Source organism: Nocardioides sp., assembly GCF_036503465.1.
Taxonomy (GTDB): domain Bacteria; phylum Actinomycetota; class Actinomycetes; order Propionibacteriales; family Nocardioidaceae; genus Nocardioides.
Genome location: NZ_DASXWU010000006.1, coordinates 1 through 17,187, shown reverse-complemented (window position 1 = coordinate 17,187; position 17,187 = coordinate 1). Strand labels below are relative to the sequence as shown.

At 69.3% G+C, this 17,187-nt stretch carries 27 protein-coding genes and 1 pseudogene; all 28 read left to right on the top strand.

The features are described 5' to 3' along the window. Positions 1–28: 28 nt before the first annotated feature. Positions 29–865, top strand: coding sequence for a 30S ribosomal protein S3 (gene rpsC, locus VGK78_RS00415; RefSeq protein WP_331525269.1), 837 nt, complete (start codon positions 29–31; stop codon positions 863–865). A 3-nt stretch (positions 866–868) separates the two neighbouring features. Next, positions 869–1,288, top strand: a complete 420-nt coding sequence (gene rplP, locus VGK78_RS00410) for a 50S ribosomal protein L16 (RefSeq protein WP_331525267.1) — start codon at positions 869–871, stop codon at positions 1,286–1,288. Further along, complete coding sequence (rpmC, locus tag VGK78_RS00405) at positions 1,288–1,560, top strand: 50S ribosomal protein L29 (protein ID WP_331525266.1); 273 nt, start codon at positions 1,288–1,290, stop codon at positions 1,558–1,560. Before rplP ends, rpmC begins: the two co-directional genes overlap by 1 nt. Next, positions 1,557–1,826 carry a 30S ribosomal protein S17 gene (rpsQ, locus tag VGK78_RS00400; RefSeq protein WP_331525265.1) on the top strand — a complete coding sequence of 90 codons (270 nt, stop codon included), beginning with the start codon at positions 1,557–1,559 and terminating at the stop codon, positions 1,824–1,826. The genes rpmC and rpsQ overlap by 4 nt, the downstream gene beginning before the upstream one ends. Next, on the top strand, positions 1,823–2,191 hold the full coding sequence (rplN, locus tag VGK78_RS00395) for a 50S ribosomal protein L14 (protein WP_331525264.1): 369 nt from the start codon (positions 1,823–1,825) through the stop codon (positions 2,189–2,191). Before rpsQ ends, rplN begins: the two co-directional genes overlap by 4 nt. A gap of 16 nt (positions 2,192–2,207) precedes the next feature. Next, positions 2,208–2,558, top strand: a complete 351-nt coding sequence (gene rplX, locus VGK78_RS00390) for a 50S ribosomal protein L24 (RefSeq protein ID WP_331525268.1) — start codon at positions 2,208–2,210, stop codon at positions 2,556–2,558. 1 nt (position 2,559) lies between these two features. Next, complete coding sequence (gene rplE / locus VGK78_RS00385) at positions 2,560–3,132, top strand: 50S ribosomal protein L5 (protein ID WP_331525263.1); 573 nt, start codon at positions 2,560–2,562, stop codon at positions 3,130–3,132. Between the two features lies 1 nt (position 3,133). Beyond that, positions 3,134–3,319, top strand: a complete 186-nt coding sequence (locus tag VGK78_RS00380; RefSeq protein WP_331525262.1) for a type Z 30S ribosomal protein S14 — start codon at positions 3,134–3,136, stop codon at positions 3,317–3,319. A 97-nt stretch (positions 3,320–3,416) separates the two neighbouring features. Further along, positions 3,417–3,824 (top strand): 30S ribosomal protein S8, encoded by a 408-nt coding sequence (rpsH, locus tag VGK78_RS00375; protein WP_331525261.1) that lies wholly within the window; start codon positions 3,417–3,419, stop codon positions 3,822–3,824. Positions 3,825–3,851: 27 nt separating this feature from the next. Next, the gene (rplF, locus tag VGK78_RS00370) at positions 3,852–4,394 is read left to right on the top strand and encodes a 50S ribosomal protein L6 (RefSeq protein ID WP_331525260.1); all 543 of its coding nucleotides are present in this window, start codon (positions 3,852–3,854) and stop codon (positions 4,392–4,394) included. Between the two features lie 2 nt (positions 4,395–4,396). Next, entirely contained in the window at positions 4,397–4,780 is a 384-nt protein-coding gene (gene rplR, locus VGK78_RS00365; protein ID WP_331525259.1) for a 50S ribosomal protein L18, read from the top strand. Positions 4,781–4,850: 70 nt separating this feature from the next. Continuing rightward, positions 4,851–5,468 (top strand): 30S ribosomal protein S5, encoded by a 618-nt coding sequence (rpsE, locus tag VGK78_RS00360; RefSeq protein WP_331525258.1) that lies wholly within the window; start codon positions 4,851–4,853, stop codon positions 5,466–5,468. Continuing rightward, positions 5,468–5,650, top strand: coding sequence for a 50S ribosomal protein L30 (gene rpmD / locus VGK78_RS00355; protein ID WP_329649100.1), 183 nt, complete (start codon positions 5,468–5,470; stop codon positions 5,648–5,650). The genes rpsE and rpmD overlap by 1 nt, the downstream gene beginning before the upstream one ends. A 6-nt stretch (positions 5,651–5,656) precedes the next feature. Beyond that, entirely contained in the window at positions 5,657–6,097 is a 441-nt protein-coding gene (gene rplO / locus VGK78_RS00350; protein WP_331525257.1) for a 50S ribosomal protein L15, read from the top strand. 107 nt (positions 6,098–6,204) lie between these two features. Beyond that, positions 6,205–7,500, top strand: a complete 1,296-nt coding sequence (gene secY / locus VGK78_RS00345; protein WP_331525256.1) for a preprotein translocase subunit SecY — start codon at positions 6,205–6,207, stop codon at positions 7,498–7,500. 2 nt (positions 7,501–7,502) lie between these two features. Continuing rightward, positions 7,503–8,078, top strand: coding sequence for an adenylate kinase (locus tag VGK78_RS00340; RefSeq protein ID WP_331525255.1), 576 nt, complete (start codon positions 7,503–7,505; stop codon positions 8,076–8,078). A gap of 18 nt (positions 8,079–8,096) precedes the next feature. Next, positions 8,097–8,921: a type I methionyl aminopeptidase gene (gene map / locus VGK78_RS00335; protein WP_331525254.1), complete on the top strand. Its 825-nt coding sequence runs from the start codon at positions 8,097–8,099 to the stop codon at positions 8,919–8,921. 227 nt (positions 8,922–9,148) lie between these two features. After that, positions 9,149–10,132 (top strand): TerC/Alx family metal homeostasis membrane protein, encoded by a 984-nt coding sequence (locus VGK78_RS00330; protein WP_331525253.1) that lies wholly within the window; start codon positions 9,149–9,151, stop codon positions 10,130–10,132. A gap of 197 nt (positions 10,133–10,329) precedes the next feature. Further along, positions 10,330–11,061 carry a hypothetical protein gene (locus VGK78_RS00325; RefSeq protein ID WP_331525252.1) on the top strand — a complete coding sequence of 244 codons (732 nt, stop codon included), beginning with the start codon at positions 10,330–10,332 and terminating at the stop codon, positions 11,059–11,061. Between the two features lie 68 nt (positions 11,062–11,129). Next, a complete protein-coding gene (locus VGK78_RS00320) occupies positions 11,130–13,193 on the top strand; it encodes a sensor histidine kinase (RefSeq protein ID WP_331525251.1) in 2,064 nt (687 codons plus the stop codon). After that, positions 13,186–13,833 (top strand): response regulator transcription factor, encoded by a 648-nt coding sequence (locus tag VGK78_RS00315; RefSeq protein ID WP_331525250.1) that lies wholly within the window; start codon positions 13,186–13,188, stop codon positions 13,831–13,833. Before VGK78_RS00320 ends, VGK78_RS00315 begins: the two co-directional genes overlap by 8 nt. A gap of 123 nt (positions 13,834–13,956) precedes the next feature. Continuing rightward, positions 13,957–14,937, top strand: a complete 981-nt coding sequence (locus VGK78_RS00310; RefSeq protein WP_331525249.1) for an iron-containing redox enzyme family protein — start codon at positions 13,957–13,959, stop codon at positions 14,935–14,937. After that, positions 14,934–15,146 carry a CDGSH iron-sulfur domain-containing protein gene (locus VGK78_RS00305; protein WP_331525248.1) on the top strand — a complete coding sequence of 71 codons (213 nt, stop codon included), beginning with the start codon at positions 14,934–14,936 and terminating at the stop codon, positions 15,144–15,146. The genes VGK78_RS00310 and VGK78_RS00305 overlap by 4 nt, the downstream gene beginning before the upstream one ends. Further along, entirely contained in the window at positions 15,139–15,810 is a 672-nt protein-coding gene (locus VGK78_RS00300; protein WP_331525247.1) for a methyltransferase, read from the top strand. The genes VGK78_RS00305 and VGK78_RS00300 overlap by 8 nt, the downstream gene beginning before the upstream one ends. A gap of 380 nt (positions 15,811–16,190) precedes the next feature. Beyond that, positions 16,191–16,412: a translation initiation factor IF-1 gene (infA, locus tag VGK78_RS00295; protein WP_011757309.1), complete on the top strand. Its 222-nt coding sequence runs from the start codon at positions 16,191–16,193 to the stop codon at positions 16,410–16,412. A gap of 29 nt (positions 16,413–16,441) precedes the next feature. Then, positions 16,442–16,555 (top strand): 50S ribosomal protein L36, encoded by a 114-nt coding sequence (gene rpmJ / locus VGK78_RS00290; RefSeq protein ID WP_056734976.1) that lies wholly within the window; start codon positions 16,442–16,444, stop codon positions 16,553–16,555. A gap of 158 nt (positions 16,556–16,713) precedes the next feature. Continuing rightward, positions 16,714–17,094 (top strand): 30S ribosomal protein S13, encoded by a 381-nt coding sequence (rpsM, locus tag VGK78_RS00285; RefSeq protein WP_331525246.1) that lies wholly within the window; start codon positions 16,714–16,716, stop codon positions 17,092–17,094. A 3-nt stretch (positions 17,095–17,097) separates the two neighbouring features. Next, positions 17,098–17,187: pseudogene (locus VGK78_RS00280) on the top strand (30S ribosomal protein S11); the annotation flags it as partial.

Genomic DNA, 17,187 nt, shown 5'->3' with positions numbered 1-17,187 from the left:
CCAAGAACCGGAAGAAGGGGAAGGCCTGATGGGCCAGAAGATCAACCCGAACGGCTTCCGCCTCGGCATCTCCACCGACCACAAGTCGCGCTGGTACGCCGACAAGCTCTACAAGTCGTACGTCGGCGAGGACGTCGCGATCCGTCGTCTCCTGTCCAAGGGCATGGAGCGGGCCGGCATCGCCAAGGTCGAGATCGAGCGCACCCGTGACCGCGTGCGGGTGGACATCCACACCGCGCGTCCGGGCATCGTCATCGGCCGCCGCGGCGCCGAGGCCGACCGCATCCGCGGCGATCTGGAGAAGCTCACCGGCAAGCAGGTCCAGCTGAACATCCTCGAGGTCAAGAACCCCGAGATCGACGCGCAGCTGGTCGCCCAGGGAGTCGCCGAGCAGCTCAGCGGCCGGGTGCAGTTCCGCCGCGCCATGCGCAAGGCGATGCAGACGACGATGCGCTCGGGTGCCAAGGGCATCCGGATCCAGTGCTCGGGTCGTCTCAACGGTGCCGAGATGTCGCGCACGGAGTTCTACCGCGAGGGCCGCGTTCCGCTGCACACGCTGCGCGCGGACATCGACTACGGCTTCTACGAGGCCAAGACCACCTTCGGCCGGATCGGCGTCAAGGTCTGGATCTACAAGGGCGAGGTCGCGGGCACCCGGGCCGAGCGGCAGGCCCAGGCGGCGGCGCGCGCCGGCGTACCGGGTCGTAGCGGCCGTCCGTCGCGTGGCGGTGACCGTCCCAGCCGTGGCAACCGTCCGACCCGCGCCGACCGCGGCGCGCCGGCGACCTCCGAGCAGGCGGCTCCGGCCGAGGCGACGGCCGCGGCGACCGAGCAGGCCGCCCCGACCACTGGATCGGGGGCCTGAGCCATGTTGATGCCCCGACGTCTCAAGCACCGCAAGCAACACCACCCGACCCGGCGTGGGGCTGCCAAGGGCGGCACCCGCTTGGCCTTCGGTGACTTCGGGATCCAGGCGATCGAGGGTCACTACGTGACCAACCGGCAGATCGAGTCGGCCCGTATCGCAATGACCCGGCACATCAAGCGTGGCGGCAAGGTGTGGATCAACATCTTCCCCGACCGCCCGCTGACCAAGAAGCCCGCCGAGACCCGGATGGGGTCCGGCAAGGGCTCACAGGAGTGGTGGATCGCCAACGTCAAGCCCGGGCGCGTGCTCTTCGAGCTGTCCGGTGTCGACGAGACGGTGGCCCGCGAGGCGATGCGCCGCGCGCAGCACAAGCTCCCCATGAAGACCCGTTTCGTGTCCCGAGAGGCCGGTGAGTTCTGATGGCCAGCAGTCTGAAGGCCCACGAGCTGGACGAGATGAACAGCACCGACCTCGAGGCCCGGCTGCGCGAGGCCAAGGAGGAGCTGTTCAACCTGCGCTTCCAGGCGGCCACCGGCCAGCTGGAGAGCCACGGCCGGTTGCGCACGGTGAAGAAGGACATCGCCCGGATCTACACCGTGGTGCGCGAGCGGGAGCTCGGCATCCGGTCCGACCCCGACGCGAGCGACAACGAGAACACCCAGCAGACCGAGAAGGAAGGTGCTGACGCATGAGCGAGCAGGCAGCGACCCGCAACGCCCGCAAGGTGCGTGAGGGCCTGGTCGTCAGCGACAAGATGGACAAGACCGTCGTGGTCGAGGTCGAGGACCGCGTCAAGCACGCGCTCTACGGCAAGGTCATGCGTCGTACGTCGCGGCTCAAGGCCCACGACGAGAACAACGACTGCGGCGTCGGCGACCGCGTCCAGCTGATGGAGACCCGTCCGCTGTCCGCGACCAAGCGCTGGCGCGTGGTGACCATCCTGGAGCGTGCCAAGTGATCCAGCAGGAGTCCCGGCTCAAGGTCGCCGACAACACCGGTGCGAAGGAAGTCCTCTGCATCCGGGTGCTCGGCGGCTCGGGTCGTCGCTACGCCGGCATCGGCGACGTCATCGTCTGCACGGTCAAGGACGCCATCCCCGGCGGCAACGTGAAGAAGGGCGACGTCGTCAAGGCCGTGGTCGTGCGCACCGCCAAGGAGCGGCGCCGCCCCGACGGGTCCTACATCAAGTTCGACGAGAACGCCGCGGTCATCCTGCGGCAGGACGGCGAGCCGCGCGGCACGCGCATCTTCGGTCCGGTGGGCCGTGAGCTGCGCGACAAGCGGTTCATGAAGATCATCTCGCTCGCACCGGAGGTGCTCTGAGATGGGGAAGCACTCGATGAAGATCAGGAAGGGCGACACCGTCAAGGTGATCGCAGGCAAGGACAAGGGTGCCGAGGGCAAGGTGATCCAGGTGCTCCGCGAGGAGCAGCGGGTCGTCGTCGAGGGTGTGAACCGCATCAAGAAGCACACCAAGGTCGTCCAGCAGGGCGGTCGTGGCGGCACCACCGGCGGCATCATCACCACCGAGGCCCCGATCCACGTGTCCAACGTGATGCTGGTCGAGGGCAACGGCGTGACCCGCGTCGGCTTCCGTCGCGAGGACGTCCTCAAGCGGCGTCCCGACGGCTCGACGTACGCCGGCACGCGCAGCGTGCGCATCTCGCGCAAGACCGGGAAGGAGATCTGAGATGACCGACACCGCCACAGAGCAGAAGGTCACACCTCGTCTCAAGACCCGCTACCGCGAGGAGATCGTCCCCGCCCTGCGCAGCGAGTTCGAGATCGGCAACATCATGCAGGTGCCCGGGCTGACCAAGATCGTGGTCAACATGGGCGTCGGCGAGGCTGCTCGCGACTCGAAGCTGATCGAGGGCGCGGTCCGCGACCTGACGGCGATCACCGGCCAGAAGCCGATGGTGACCAAGGCACGCAAGTCGATCGCCCAGTTCAAGCTCCGCGAGGGGATGCCGATCGGTGCCCACGTGACGCTGCGCGGCGACCGGATGTGGGAGTTCCTCGACCGCCTGCTGTCGCTGGCGCTGCCGCGCATCCGCGATTTCCGTGGCCTCAACCCGGGCCAGTTCGACGGCCGTGGCAACTACACCTTCGGCCTGACCGAGCAGGTCATGTTCCACGAGATCGACCAGGACCGGGTCGACCGCCCGCGGGGCATGGACATCACGATCGTGACCACCGCGACGAACGACAAGCAGGGACGCGCGCTGCTGAAGCAGCTCGGGTTCCCCTTCAGGGAGATGTGACATGGCGAAGACTGCCCTCAAGGTGAAGGCGGCGCGCAAGCCCAAGTTCGCTGTCCGCGCCTACACCCGCTGCCAGCGCTGCGGCCGCCCCAAGGCCGTCTACCGCAAGTTCGGCCTGTGCCGGATCTGCCTGCGGGAGATGGCCCACCGCGGCGAGCTGCCCGGCATCACCAAGTCCAGCTGGTAATCGACAACACGGGGGCTCAGCCCCAGACCACGATCCGAAACAGGAGAGCGTCACAGGTCCGCCAGAGCGGAAACCAGGCGAGAGAGAACGACACACCATGACGATGACCGACCCGATCGCAGACATGCTGACCCGTCTGCGCAACGCCAACCAGGCGTACCACGACGCGGTGACGATGCCCTACAGCAAGCTGAAGGTCGGCGTCGCCGAGATCCTCAGGGCCGAGGGCTACATCACGTCGTACGACGTGGCCGACGACCCCGAGGGCGGGGTGGCGAAGACCCTCACGATCACCTTGAAGTACGGCCGCAACCGTGAGCGCTCGATCGCCGGCGTCCGCCGCATCAGCAAGCCCGGTCTGCGCGTGTATGCGAAGCACACCGGCCTGCCCAAGGTGCTCGGGGGTCTGGGTGTCGCGATCATCTCGACGAGCCAAGGCCTGCTGACCGACCGTCAGGCGAACCAGAAGGGCGTGGGTGGGGAAGTCCTCGCCTACGTCTGGTGACCACGAGACCCGCGAAGGAGAACTGAGATGTCGCGCATCGGACGCATGCCGATCGTCCTGCCCTCGGGTGTCGAGGTGTCGATCGACGGCTCCCAGGTCACCGTGAAGGGGCCGAAGGGCACGCTGAGCCACACCGTTGTCTCGCCGATCACGGTCGCCAAGGCCGAGGACGGCACGCTGGCCGTCACCCGCCCCGACGACGAGCGGGAGAGCCGCTCGCGCCATGGCCTGACCCGCACCCTGGTCAACAACATGGTCATCGGCGTCACCGACGGGTACGAGAAGAAGCTCGAGATCCAGGGCGTCGGCTACCGCGTCCTGTCCAAGGGCCCCACGCAGCTGGAGTTCCAGCTCGGCTACAGCCACCCGATCACCTTCAACGCGCCCGACGGCATCACCTTCACCGTCGAGGGCCCCACGCGGCTCGGCGTCGTCGGGATCGACAAGCAGCTGGTCGGCGAGGTGGCCGCGAACATCCGCAAGCTGCGCAAGCCCGAGCCCTACAAGGGCAAGGGCGTCCGTTACGCCGGCGAGCACGTCCGCCGCAAGGTCGGAAAGGCTGGTAAGTGACCATGGCCATCTCCCTGTCCAAGCACAAGCACACCGCGCAGCGGACCAGGTCCCGCCTGCACCGGCAGGTGCGAGGCCGCAAGAAGGTCTCCGGCACCGCCGAGCGGCCTCGGCTGGTGGTCACCCGTTCCTCGAAGCACATCAGCGTCCAGGTCGTCGACGACCTCGTCGGTCACACGCTGGTGTCCGCCTCGAGCATGGAGGCCGACCTGCGTGGGTTCGAGGGCGACAAGACCGCCAAGGCCAAGAGGGTCGGCGAGCTCGTCGCCGAGCGGGCGAAGGGTGCGGGCATCGAGTCCGTCGTCTTCGACCGCGCGGGCAACCAGTACCACGGCCGCGTCGCGGCCCTCGCCGACGCCGCCCGTGAGGGCGGACTGAGCTTCTGACCACCCCTGTCATGGACCAGCACCACACAGCCACGACAGAGCCACGAAAGACAAGGAAGAGGAACATCTCATGAGCGGAGCCCAGCGCGGACAGCGCGGTGGCGAGCGCCAGGGCCGGGGTCGCGACGACCGTCGCGGCGGCGGTGCCGAGAAGAGCCAGTACGTCGAGCGGGTCGTGGCGATCAACCGGGTCGCCAAGGTCGTCCAGGGTGGTCGTCGCTTCAGCTTCACCGCCCTCGTGGTGGTCGGCGACGGCGACGGCATGGTCGGCGTCGGATACGGCAAGGCCAAGGAGGTGCCGGCCGCGATCGCCAAGGGCGTCGAGGAGGCCAAGAAGCACTTCTTCCGGGTCCCCCGGATCCAGGGCACGATCCCGCACCCGGTGCAGGGTGAGAAGGCCGCCGGCGTGGTGCTGCTGCGCCCGGCCGCTCCCGGTACCGGGGTGATCGCGGGTGGCCCGGTCCGCGCGATCCTGGAGTGCGCCGGCATCCACGACGTGCTCAGCAAGTCGCTCGGCTCGTCCAACCAGATCAACATCGTCCACGCCACGGTCGAGGCGCTGCGGATGCTCGAGCAGCCGGAGACGGTGGCCTCGCGCCGCGGCCTGCCGGTCGAGCAGGTGGCCCCAGCCGCGCTGCTGAAGGCTGCGCATGAGAAGACCGAGTCGCCTCAGGAGGTGGCTCACTGATGGCCCAGCTCAAAGTCCAACAGCGCAAGAGCTCCATCGGCTGCAAGGCCAACCAGCGCGAGACCCTGCGCACCCTCGGTCTCAAGCGCATCGGCGACGTGGTCGTGAAGGAGGACCGCCCGGAGATCCGCGGCATGGTCCAGACCGTCCGTCACCTGGTGACGGTCGAGGAAGTCGAGTGAACTGACATGACTCTCAAGCTGCACCACCTCCGCCCGGCTCCGGGGGCCAAGACGGCCAAGACCCGGGTCGGCCGCGGTGAGGGCTCCAAGGGCAAGACCGCCGGCCGTGGCACCAAGGGCAGCAAGGCCCGCAACCAGATCCCGGCCCACTTCGAGGGCGGCCAGCTGCCGCTGCACATGCGGTTGCCGAAGCTGAAGGGCTTCAAGAACCCCTTCCGGGTCGAGTTCCAGGTCGTCAACCTCGACCGGCTCGGCGAGCTGTTCCCCGAGGGCGGCGAGGTCTCGGTCGACGACCTGGTGGCCAAGGGCGCGGTCCGCAAGGGCCAGCCGGTCAAGGTGCTCGGTCAGGGTGACATCTCCGTCGCCTGCCAGGTGAGCGTCCAGGCGTTCTCGGCGTCGGCCAGGCAGAAGATCGAGGCCGCAGGCGGCTCAGCGACTGTCGTCTGACCGTCCTCGAGACCGCTGGGCCCTGCCTGTTGAGCGGCCTCAGGTAGGCTTCCGGCGGTCTCCGCGGACGTGTGCGGGGACCCCTACGAAAGAGGATTGAGAAGGTCGTGCTCAGCGCCTATGTGAACGCGTTCCGCACCCCGGACCTGCGCAAGAAGCTGCTTTTCGTCCTGTTCATCATCGTGATCTTCCGGGCAGGCTCGCAGATCCCCGCCCCGGGTGTGAACGTCCGCAACGTGCACGACTGCATCAGCGGTGTCAGCAACACCGGCATCTACAACCTGATCAACGTCTTCTCCGGCGGGGCACTCCTCCAGCTCACGATCTTCGCGCTCGGGATCATGCCCTACATCACCGCGAGCATCATCCTGCAGCTGCTGGTGGTCGTGATCCCGCGCCTGGAGGCCCTCAAGAAGGAGGGCCAGTCCGGGCAGACCAAGATCACCCAGTACACCCGCTACCTCACCCTCGGCCTGGCCCTGCTGCAGGCGACGGGCATCGTGGCCCTGGCCCGGTCGGGCAACCTGCTCTCGGGCTGCTCCAAGCCGCTGCTCTACGACAACGGCACCGCGACCTTCCTGGTCATGGTCGCCACGATGACCGCCGGCACCGCGGTCATCATGTGGCTCGGCGAGCTGATCACCGACCGCGGCGTCGGCAACGGCATGTCGATCCTGATCTTCACCCAGGTCGTGGCGCGGTTCCCCACCTCGCTCTGGTCGGTCGGCAAGTCCCGCGGCTGGTGGGTGTTCGCGGTCGTGATCGCCATCGGCCTGGTGATCATCGCGGCCGTCATCTTCATCGAGCAGGCGCAGCGGCGCATCCCGGTGCAGTACGCCCGGCGGATGGTCGGCCGGAAGATGTTCGGCGGGTCGTCGACGTACATCCCGCTGAAGGTCAACCAGGCCGGCGTCATCCCGGTGATCTTCGCGTCGTCCCTGCTGTACCTGCCGGCCATGGCCTCACAGTTCAACTCGAACCAGAGCTCCGGCTGGGCGGTGTGGGTCCAGCGCTACTTCGTGCGCGGCGACCATCCGCTGTACATGATCACCTTCTTCGCCCTCTGCGTCTTCTTCACCTACTTCTACGTGTCGATCACCTTCAACCCCGAAGAGGTGGCCGACAACATGAAGAAGTACGGCGGCTTCATCCCCGGGATCCGGGCGGGCAAGCCGACCGAGGACTACCTGTCCTACGTCCTGTCCCGCATCACGCTGCCCGGCTCGTTGTACCTGGGGTTCGTCGCGGTGATCCCGCTGATCGCCTTCGTCCTCATCGGCGCCGACCAGAACTTCCCGTTCGGCGGCACCTCGATCCTGATCATGGTCGGCGTGGCGCTCGACACGGTGAAACAGATCGAGAGCCAGCTCCAGCAGCGCAACTACGAAGGGTTCTTGCGCTAGCCATGAGGCTGATATTGATGGGCCCTCCCGGTGCCGGGAAGGGCACCCAGGCCAAGGTCGTCGCCGACCACTTCGGCATCCCCGCCATCTCCACCGGCGACATCTTCCGGGCCAACGTCTCGCAGGGCACCCCGCTGGGCAAGAAGGCCCAGGAGTACATGGACGCCGGTGAGTACGTCCCGGACGAGGTCACCAACCTGATGGTGCGCGCCCGCATCGACGAGCCGGACGCCGATCCCGGCTTCCTGCTCGACGGCTACCCACGCACCCTCGCCCAGGTCGAGGAGCTCGACGGCATGATCCGGCACACCGGCCACGAGCTGGACGCCGCGGTCGTCCTCACCGTGGACCCCGACGAGATCGTCGCGCGGCTGGTGCAACGCGCCGAGGTCGAGGGCCGCACCGACGACACCGAGGAGGTCGTCCGGCGCCGACAGGAGGTGTACGTCGAACAGACCGAGCCGTTGATCGAGGTCTACCGCCGTCGCGGCATCGTGCACGAGATCGATGGGATGGGCGCCGTCGAGGAGGTCACCAAGCGGATCTTCTGCGCCCTCGACGTCGTACCCCAGAGCTGACCGGAGCTGACTGACCCGATGGGCCTGCTCGACCGCCTCGAGATCAAGACCCCCGAGCAGATCGGCCTCATGCGTCGGGCCGGTCTGCTGGTCGGCGAGACCCTCGAGCTGCTGCGCGGGGCGGCGAAGGCCGGCGTCACCACCGGCGAGCTCGACGCGCTCGCGGAGGAGAACATCCGCGCCCACGGCGGCGTGCCGTCGTTCCTGGACTACGGTCACCCACCCTTCCCGGGGACGATCTGCGCGTCCGTCAACGACGAGGTCGTGCACGGCATCCCGGGCTCGCGCCGCCTGGTGGACGGCGACGTCGTCTCGATCGACTGCGGGGCGATCGTCGACGGCTGGCACGGCGACGCCGCGATCACCGTCGCGATCGGCGACGTGCCCCCCGAGGTGACCGAGCTGATGCGGGTCACCGAGGAGGCCCTCTGGGCGGGCATCGCGGCCGCCCGGCTGAGCGGCCGCGTCAGCGACATCTCACGTGGCGTCGAGACCACGGTCCGGTCGCAGGGTGACTACGGCATCCTCGAGGACTACGTCGGGCACGGCATCGGCACCCGCATGCACCTGCCGCCCAACGTGCCCAACGTCGTCCACCGCGGCGACCGGGGCCCGAAGCTGGTCGCCGGTCTCGCGCTCGCGGTAGAGCCGATGGTCACCCTGGGCACGTCGGACACCGAGGTGCTCGACGACGAGTGGACCGTGGTCACCGCCGACGGGTCGGTCGCCGCCCACTTCGAGCACACCTTCACGCTCACGCCGAACGGCGCGTGGGTGCTGACCGCGCTCGACGGCGGCGAGGAGCGGCTCACCGCTTTGGGCGTTCCGTACGGTGGGCGGTGATGATTCCCGTCGGTCGACCCTTCCGAGAGGACGGGTCACTGCGTTCAGGCACCGTCACCGGGTGCTCGGCTGAGGCCCCAGGCACCGTCACCGGGTCTCGAGACGCGTCGCTCAGCCCCTCGTTCCTCGGGTCTGAGCCGACGCTCCTCGACCTCCCGCGCCACTCCGTGCCCTCGCAGGCTCGGGCACGGGCGCGTGATCGCAGCGCTCAGATCGCGGGGCCGTGAATGCACGTGACGCCCCTGGTCTGGTGGATCACCATCCTCGTGACGTCCGCGATCCTGCTCTTCGACGTCTTCGTCATCGGCCGCCGGCCCCATGAGCCGACCCGCCGCGAGGTGCTCGGCGCCCTCGCGATCTACGTCGGCCTCGCGGTCGTGTTCGGTCTCGGAGTGTGGTGGCTGGCCGGTGGTGAGTACGGCGGGGAGTTCTTCGCCGGCTGGCTGACCGAGTACTCCCTCTCGATCGACAACCTGTTCATCTTCATCGTGATCATGGGCAAGCTCGCCGTGCCGCGTGAGCTCCAGCAGAGCGCCCTCCTGATCGGGATCGTGCTGGCACTCGTGCTCCGTGGGATCTTCATCGCCATCGGCGCAGCCGCCATCGCCGAGTTCAGCTGGGTCTTCTACATCTTCGGGCTGTTCCTCGTCTGGACCGCGGTCAACCTCGCCCGCGAGGGCGGCGAGGAGGAGGGAGGCTACGACGAGCCCCGCCTGGTGCGCTGGGCCCGGCGACACCTGCCGCTGAGCGAGGAGTGGAACGGCGCCGGCCTGACGCTGCGGAAGGACGGCGCGCGGCACTTCACGCCGATGTTCCTCGTGATCCTGACGCTCGGAATGACCGACCTCCTGTTCGCACTCGACTCGATCCCCGCGATCTACGGCCTCACCAAGGAGGCCTACCTGGTGCTCACCGCCAACATCTTCGCCCTGATGGGACTCCGGCAGCTCTACTTCCTGATCGGCGACCTGCTCCAGCGGCTCGTCTACCTGTCCTACGGCCTGGCCTTCCTGCTGCTGTTCATCGGCGTGAAGCTGATCCTGCACGCGATGCACGAGAACACGCTGCCGTTCGTCAACGACGGCGAGCACATCGGGTGGGCTCCGGACATCCCGATCTGGATGTCCCTGGTGGTCATCGTCGGCACGCTGGTCGTCACCACGGTGCTGAGCCTGGCGGCCGACCGCAGACGTCCGCAGTCGACCGCATGAGTCTCGAGATCGGTCTGCTCGTAACGCCGTGTCATCGGCACTGCTGCGGCTGAGCGCATGCGCCCAGGCGCGGTCAACAGGGCGTCACAAGTGGAGGCCGCTCGTGACGTCCTCTGCCCTGTTGTCCCTGTCCGGCGGGACACCCGGCCCGGCACGGTCAGGTCATCGACGAAGAGAACCTCGAAAGGACCAGATCGATGACCACCAGCGTCACCACCACCAACCCCGTCCGCTCGGACCGAACCGACGTCGTGGACCCACAGCACGCCGCCGAGGCGCGCCGCCCTGTCTCGCGCCGCTGGGCCCTCGCCGGGACCGGCGCCGCCGTTCTCGGTATCGCCACCATCGCCACCTCGTCGATGGTCGACACCGTCTACCAGAAGCAGTACGAGTCGGGTGTGGACGGCTTCGCCGCCGACCTCCACGACAAGACCGGCGTCCTGTTCGCCTTCCACAGCATCACCGTGGTCGGCGCCCTGCTGATGATCGTGTTCGCGGCCGGGCTGCACCGCCGGTTGAAGTCCGTGCTGCCCGACAGCCTCGTCCCGACGATCGCCGCTGCGGGACTGTTGGGCACCGCCGTCGTCTCGATCATGGGCAGTGGCCTGGACACCGAGTTCATGATGCCGCTGGCCGGCGACGCCGGCGTCCAGGACAGCAGCGCGGCGATGTACAACCACTGGATCGGCACGATCCCGTGGCTGTGGACCCTCGCCGGGCTTGCTGGCCTGTCCCTGTACGCCGCGGCTCGCCAGGGCGTCGTCGCCCGCTGGGTCGGCCGCGTCGGGCTCGTGCTCGGTGGCCTGACCGTCCTCCTGGGCATCTCGCCCCTCGAGTACATGTCGGGTGTCGTCGGCGCGCTGTGGCTGCTGACCACCTCGCTCGGCTTCGCCTTCGGTGACCGCCGCTTCCGCGGCACCTCCCGGTGACCGGCACGACCGTCACCAGTCCTGCCGGTCCGGCCCCGAACGGGCCGGGCCGGCAGCACAATGTCCGCGTGACCGGGGGAGCCGAGCGGACGCGCACACGTGCCGTCGAGGCGTTCGTCCTCCTGGCCGCCCTCGGCATCCTCGTGGTCTCGCTGGTGCTCGACGACCGGGCCCCCGGCTTCGGACCCGGAGCCGACCTCGCCAACGGACCGGGGTGGCCGTACACAGCCCTGGGGCTCGCCCTGACCGTCCTCGCCGCCGTCGTCCTCGAGCACGACCCGCGTCAGCGGTTCGGCTGGGCGCTGGCGGCACTCGGCCTGTTCTGGTCCGTCGACGGCCTCAGCCAGTCCTACGTAGGCTTCGCGATCCGCGCCGACGACGCGCTCGCGTGGTCGAACGCCGCGCTCTGGGTCTTCAATCGGCTGGGGGCGTTCCTCCCGGCCACTGTCGCCATCCTGCTCATGATCTTCCCGACCGGCCGGTTCCTGCCCGGCCGGTGGGGCTGGGCCGGCCGGGTCTCGCTCGGCGCCATGCTGCTGGCGGTGTGCGTCCTGCTCGTCAACCCGCTGGCCGACGAGACCGCGTACGCGACCCTTCCCCCGGGTGTCGACGTCGACGCCGCCACGCTGCCCCTGCCGGACTCCTTCATCACCGCGGTGATGCCGGCCGAGATCGCTGCTCAGACCGCGGGCTTCCTGGTGGCGATGGCCTCGGTGGTCGCCCGCTACCGCCGGAGCGCGGGCGTCGAGCGAGACCGGCTGCGCTGGCTGCTGTGGTCGGTGCTGGCGATGGCGCTCCTGATCCCCCTCTCGTTCGCGTCCGAGCTCGCGGTCGTCCAGGGCGTGCTGCTGTTCGTCGTCGTGCTCCTCCCGGCCGCTGCGATGACCGTCGGCATCGTCGAGCCGGACGTCGTGCCGATCGAGGACCTGGTCGGCCGCACGGTCCTCTACGGCGCGCTCTCCCTGCTGATCGTCGGCGTCGACCTCGGTGTCCTGGCGTTGTTGACGACCTTCCTGGGCGGTTCCCTGGACCAACGGCAGGTCGTCCTCGTGGTGCTGTTGCTGACCGCCCTGCTCTACGGACCGCTGCGGCTCCAGCTGAGGCGACTGGTCCGGCGGGTCATGCTCGGCCGACGCGCTGACCCGTACGACGCCATCGCCGGTCTCGCCTCCACGCTGGAGACCACCGATGACGCCGCCGACCAGCTGGCCGCGGTCACCCGGTCGGTGGCGGCGGCATTCGGCGTCCGCTTCGTGAGCGTCGAGGTCGAGCGGCCCGGTGGCGAGCACCTGGTCGCGTCGTACGGCGTGCGGCCCGCGGAGACCCGGACGCTGCCGATCACGTTCCGTGACGCGCAGATCGGCCGGCTGGTCCTCCCGGCGCGCGGCCTGCGCAGCCGGCTGTCCCGCCGGGACGAGCAGTTCCTCGGCGACCTGGTGCGGCAGGCTGCGACGGCGGCACGTGCCAGCCGGATGGCAGACGAGCTCCAGCTCGGCCGGGAGCGGATGGTGCTCGCTCGTGAGGAGGAACGACGCCGGATCCGTCGCGACCTGCACGACGGGCTCGGCCCGGCCCTGTCCGGGGTGGTCTTCCGCCTCGAGTCGGCCCGCCTGCTCGTCGACCGCGACCCGTCTGCGGCGAAGGGTCACCTGGAGGAGACCAGCAGCGACGTGCGCGAGGTGGTCGCCGACGTACGCCGCCTCGTCCACGACCTGCGCCCGCCGGCCCTCGACGACCGTGGACTGGTCGGGGCGCTCTCACAGCTGGCCGAGCAGCAGCCCTACGAGACGACGATCGACGCCGATGGCGTGACTGCGCTGCCCGCCGCGGTGGAGGTGGCGGCCTACCGGATCGCCGCCGAGGCACTCACCAACACCGCCCGCCACGCCGACGCCGGCTCCTCCACCGTGCGGTTGGTCGCGAGCGACGGCGAGCTGCTCGTGGAGATCGCTGACGATGGGCGCGGCATCGCACCCGACCGCCAGGCCGGGATCGGCCTGATCTCGCTGCGCGAGCGCGCCGAGGAGCTCGGCGGCCGCAGCGAGGTCAGCTGTCCACGCACCGGGGGGACCGTCGTCCGCGCCTGGCTCCCCCTCCGTCCCGTTTCCTCCGAGGAGCCCTCCCGTGACTGACATCCGCGTCGTCGTCGTCGACGACCACCGGATCGTGCGCGACGGGCTCGTCGCCCTGCTCGGGGCACTGGACGGCATGGAGGTGGTCGGCACCGCCAGCGACGGCGTCGACGCACTCCACGTGGTGGAGGAGACCTCGCCCGACGTCGTGGTCATGGACATCCAGATGCCGCAGCTCGACGGGATCGAGGCGACCCGGCGGATCACGTCCCGGCACGAGAGCGTCCGGGTCGTGATGCTCACCATGAACGAGGACGACGACACCGTGCTCTCCGCGGTGCGGGCCGGCGCCTCGGGATACCTGCTCAAGGGCTCCGGGGCCGAGGAGGTCAGCAACGCCGTGCGCGCGGCGTACGCCGGGGGGATGGTGTTCGGGGCGAGCCTGGCGGGGCGGGTGGCCGCCCTGTTCGCCGGCGGAGCGCGACAGCAGTCCCGGGCGTTCCCGGAGCTGAGCGACCGCGAGCGCGAGGTGCTCGAGCTGCTGGCCGCGGGCCGGTCGAACGACGCCATCGCCGGCGAGCTGTACCTGTCGAACAAGACCGTCCGCAACGCCGTCTCGTCCATCTACGCCAAGCTCCACGCCGCGGGGCGGGCCGAGGCGATCATCAAGGCGCGGGAGGCCGGTTTCGGTCAGGGCTGATCGGACCCCTCACGAGCCGGCTCGCTCCGGTCGCGTGTGTTTCGGCCCAGGACGGCCGGGTACTTCAAGCCCATCGCGCAGGCCCGATCCGGGCATCCCTGCCGCGGAGCGACAGGAGGACCCATGAAGCTGCCCGAACCGTGCGGTCCGGTGAGCCGTCGGGTGGGTGAGGCGCTGCGGGCGGAGGAGCGCGGGCGCTGCCACGTCGTGCTGCCGGACGAGCCGGTGCTGACCGACCGCGACGTCCAGCTCGCTCTCTGGACGGTCTACGAGCTCTCCTACCGTGGCTTCGACGACGTGGACCCCGCCGCGGAGTCCGACCCGGACGTCGTCCGGATCCGGGGTGTGATCGAGCATCGGTTCGAGCAGGAGCTGCGCCAGGAGACGCGGACACGCCTGGCCGGGGTGCCCGACCGCGACGACGTGGCCGATCAGCTGTTGACGCTGGTGCGGCAGGAGGACGGGCCGAAGCTCTCGTCGTACCTCCGGCGTGAGGCGACCCTGGAGGAGATGCGCGACTACCTGCGCGAGCGCAGCGTCCAGCAGCTCCGGGAGTCCGATCCGCAGTCGTTCCTGCTGCCGAGGCTCGAGGGCGCGGCGAAGGTCGCGCTCGCGGAGCTCCAGTACGACGAGTACGGCGCCGGCCGGCCCGAGCGGCTCCACCAGACCCTCTACGCCGAGGCGCTCGCGGCTGTCGGGCTCGACGACCGGTATGCCGCCTACGTCGGCGAGATCTCGGGTACCGCGCTGGCGAGCGCGAACGTGATGTCCCTGTTCGCGCTCAACCGGAGGGGCCTGGCGGCCGGGCTCGGTCACTTCGCCGTGTTCGAGGCGTCGAGCGTCGTCCCGTCTCGCCGGATCGCCTCGGGGATCGAGCGGCTCGAGCTCCCGGCCGCGGTCGCGACGTACTTCCTCGAGCACGTGGAGGCCGACGCCGTCCACGAGCAGGTCGCGGCCCGGGACGTCTGCGGTCCGTACGTCGCCGACCATCCCGACCAGCGCGAAGCGGTCCTCTTCGGGGCGGCCTGCGCGCTCCACCTGGACGAGCTGTCCGGGCGCGAGCTCCTGGCCAGATGGGCCGCGGCCGCGGAGGTCGCGTCGTGAGCCGGCAGCTGCGGATACGGGTCTGTCCCGACGGACCGGTCCTCGTGCGGGGTGCCGAGGCCGTCGTCGACGAGCGCGGTGAGCAGCACACGGTCACCCGGCCCGTGGTGGCACTCTGCGTCTGCGGGCGCAGCTCGCTGACGCCTTGGTGCGACGGGACCCACCAGATGGTGACGGGTCGGTCGACCGACGACGCCGACGATGGCTGAGGCAGCGCTCCCCACGGCCGGCGTCACCGAGACGTCGTTCGCGGGGCTGAGGATCCGGTACGACGAGCGCGTACTCGCCCCTCGCCAGTGGACCGTGCTCCAGTCGCGATGGGCGGCGGAGCTGCTGGACGTCCTTCCCGCGGGGCGCGTCCTGGAGCTGTGCTGCGGTGCGGGCCAGATCGGACTCGCCGCGGTCGCGACCTCCTCCCGGGAGCTCGTCTGCGTGGACCGCGACCCGGCCGCCGCGGCGTACGCCACGGCCAACGCCGCCGGAGCCGGCCTGAACCACCGGGTGGAGGTGCGCCAGGCGAGCCTCGACGCCGCCGTCGGGGCCTCCGAGCGGTTCGCGCTGGTCGTCGCCGACCCGCCATGGGTGCCCAGCGCCGAGATCGGTCGGTGGCCGGAGGACCCTCCGGGGGCCATCGACGGCGGCGCGGACGGGCTGGGAGCGGCGCGCCGGTGTCTGGAGGTGGCCGCGGCGCATCTGATGCCGGGCGGCGCTGTACTGCTTCAGCTCGGGAGTGTCGAGCAGGCCGACGACCTGAGCGGCCGGGCGACCGAGTTCGGCCTGCAACGCGACGAGCTGCGGCTGGGTCGGCGAGGGGTCGTCGCACGCTTCTCGCACGCTGCCGGGGGTCGTCCCGCCCCTGCACGCCGCCCCTGAGCGCCGGCCCTGAGCGCCGGCCCCCGAGCGCCGGCCCTGACGACAAACTGGCCTACAAACGACCGTACGGAGAGCCTGCCGGCGCCGTCTCTGGGCCAGTTACTGACGAGTAACCGCTGGCTGGGGCCTCCATCAGCGCCGGTCGGGAGTCCTCGGGCGTGGATTATGGGTTGTGACCATGTGCGGCCTAGACTGAGGCGTCGGCCCAACTTGGGTCTGTTTCGCGGTGCCTCGCGGCTGCCCGGAGAACCCACTCGACTCGCCTTGGACGAGTCGTGTGCGCGCCCGGGAAGAGGCCCGTGCGACGGCTGCAAGAGGTCCACCCTCCGGGGAGGTTCCCGGGTCGACGGTAGACGAGGCAGACGACCAGAAGTGAGGACATGCCGAAAAAAGAAGGTGTGATCGAGATCGAGGGCACCGTCGTCGAGGCTCTCCCGAACGCGATGTTCCGGGTCGAGCTGAGCAACGGTCACAAGGTCCTCGCCCACATCAGCGGCAAGATGCGCCAGCACTACATCCGGATCCTCCCCGAGGACCGCGTCGTGGTGGAGCTGTCGCCGTACGACCTCACCCGTGGTCGCATCGTCTACCGGTACAAGTAAGCAGCAGCCGACACCCAGAAAGGGCTGACATGAAGGTCAACCCGAGCGTAAAGAGGATCTGTGACAAGTGCAAGGTGATCCGTCGCCACGGCCGCGTCATGGTGATCTGCGAGAACCCCCGTCACAAGCAGCGACAGGGTTGAGCACGATCTCGCTCCACAACTGAACAACCACAACGTGATCGCTGGCTCGTCCTACGACGGGTGATCCACCTCCGGAACAACGGCCGGAGCGCGTCCGAGGCGGACGCGACGCGGACACGACCGAAACCGTTGTGACCTACCGAAGGGAACGCCATCTGATGGCACGCCTCGTTGGTGTGGACCTCCCGCGCGACAAGCGCATCGAGGTCGCACTCACCTACATCTACGGCATCGGCCGTACCCGCGCCCAGCAGCTGCTCACCGAGACCGGTGTGAGCCCCGACCTCCGCGTCCACCAGCTGGGCGACGAGGAGCTGGTCAAGCTCCGCGACGCGATCGAGGGCAACGACGAGATCAAGATCGAGGGTGACCTCCGCCGGGAGGTCCAGGCCGACATCCGGCGCAAGATCGAGATCGGTAGCTACCAGGGTCGTCGTCACCGCCAGGGCCTTCCGGTCCGCGGCCAGCGCACCAAGACCAATGCGCGAACTCGCAAGGGTCCCAAGCGGACCGTCGCCGGCAAGAAGAAGGCCAAGTAACCCATGCCCCCTCGCAGTCGTCAGGGCGCCGCCAAGAAGGTGCGCCGCAAGGAGAAGAAGAACGTCGCTCAGGGCGAGGCCCACATCAAGAGC

Excerpts from the sequence above, each read along its gene's own strand:
- rpsC (WP_331525269.1), top strand. The coding sequence starts at position 29 with ATGGGCCAGAAGATCAACCCGAACGGCTTCCGCCTCGGCATCTCCACC.
- rplP (WP_331525267.1), top strand. The coding sequence starts at position 869 with ATGTTGATGCCCCGACGTCTCAAGCACCGCAAGCAACACCACCCGACC.
- rpmC (WP_331525266.1), top strand. The coding sequence starts at position 1,288 with ATGGCCAGCAGTCTGAAGGCCCACGAGCTGGACGAGATGAACAGCACC.
- rpsQ (WP_331525265.1), top strand. The coding sequence starts at position 1,557 with ATGAGCGAGCAGGCAGCGACCCGCAACGCCCGCAAGGTGCGTGAGGGC.
- rplX (WP_331525268.1), top strand. The coding sequence starts at position 2,208 with ATGAAGATCAGGAAGGGCGACACCGTCAAGGTGATCGCAGGCAAGGAC.
- rplE (WP_331525263.1), top strand. The coding sequence starts at position 2,560 with ATGACCGACACCGCCACAGAGCAGAAGGTCACACCTCGTCTCAAGACC.
- VGK78_RS00380 (WP_331525262.1), top strand. The coding sequence starts at position 3,134 with ATGGCGAAGACTGCCCTCAAGGTGAAGGCGGCGCGCAAGCCCAAGTTC.
- rpsH (WP_331525261.1), top strand. The coding sequence starts at position 3,417 with ATGACGATGACCGACCCGATCGCAGACATGCTGACCCGTCTGCGCAAC.
- rplF (WP_331525260.1), top strand. The coding sequence starts at position 3,852 with ATGTCGCGCATCGGACGCATGCCGATCGTCCTGCCCTCGGGTGTCGAG.
- rplR (WP_331525259.1), top strand. The coding sequence starts at position 4,397 with ATGGCCATCTCCCTGTCCAAGCACAAGCACACCGCGCAGCGGACCAGG.
- rpsE (WP_331525258.1), top strand. The coding sequence starts at position 4,851 with ATGAGCGGAGCCCAGCGCGGACAGCGCGGTGGCGAGCGCCAGGGCCGG.
- rpmD (WP_329649100.1), top strand. The coding sequence starts at position 5,468 with ATGGCCCAGCTCAAAGTCCAACAGCGCAAGAGCTCCATCGGCTGCAAG.
- rplO (WP_331525257.1), top strand. The coding sequence starts at position 5,657 with ATGACTCTCAAGCTGCACCACCTCCGCCCGGCTCCGGGGGCCAAGACG.
- VGK78_RS00340 (WP_331525255.1), top strand. The coding sequence starts at position 7,503 with ATGAGGCTGATATTGATGGGCCCTCCCGGTGCCGGGAAGGGCACCCAG.
- map (WP_331525254.1), top strand. The coding sequence starts at position 8,097 with ATGGGCCTGCTCGACCGCCTCGAGATCAAGACCCCCGAGCAGATCGGC.
- VGK78_RS00330 (WP_331525253.1), top strand. The coding sequence starts at position 9,149 with ATGCACGTGACGCCCCTGGTCTGGTGGATCACCATCCTCGTGACGTCC.
- VGK78_RS00325 (WP_331525252.1), top strand. The coding sequence starts at position 10,330 with ATGACCACCAGCGTCACCACCACCAACCCCGTCCGCTCGGACCGAACC.
- VGK78_RS00310 (WP_331525249.1), top strand. The coding sequence starts at position 13,957 with ATGAAGCTGCCCGAACCGTGCGGTCCGGTGAGCCGTCGGGTGGGTGAG.
- VGK78_RS00300 (WP_331525247.1), top strand. The coding sequence starts at position 15,139 with ATGGCTGAGGCAGCGCTCCCCACGGCCGGCGTCACCGAGACGTCGTTC.
- infA (WP_011757309.1), top strand. The coding sequence starts at position 16,191 with ATGCCGAAAAAAGAAGGTGTGATCGAGATCGAGGGCACCGTCGTCGAG.
- rpmJ (WP_056734976.1), top strand. The coding sequence starts at position 16,442 with ATGAAGGTCAACCCGAGCGTAAAGAGGATCTGTGACAAGTGCAAGGTG.
- rpsM (WP_331525246.1), top strand. The coding sequence starts at position 16,714 with ATGGCACGCCTCGTTGGTGTGGACCTCCCGCGCGACAAGCGCATCGAG.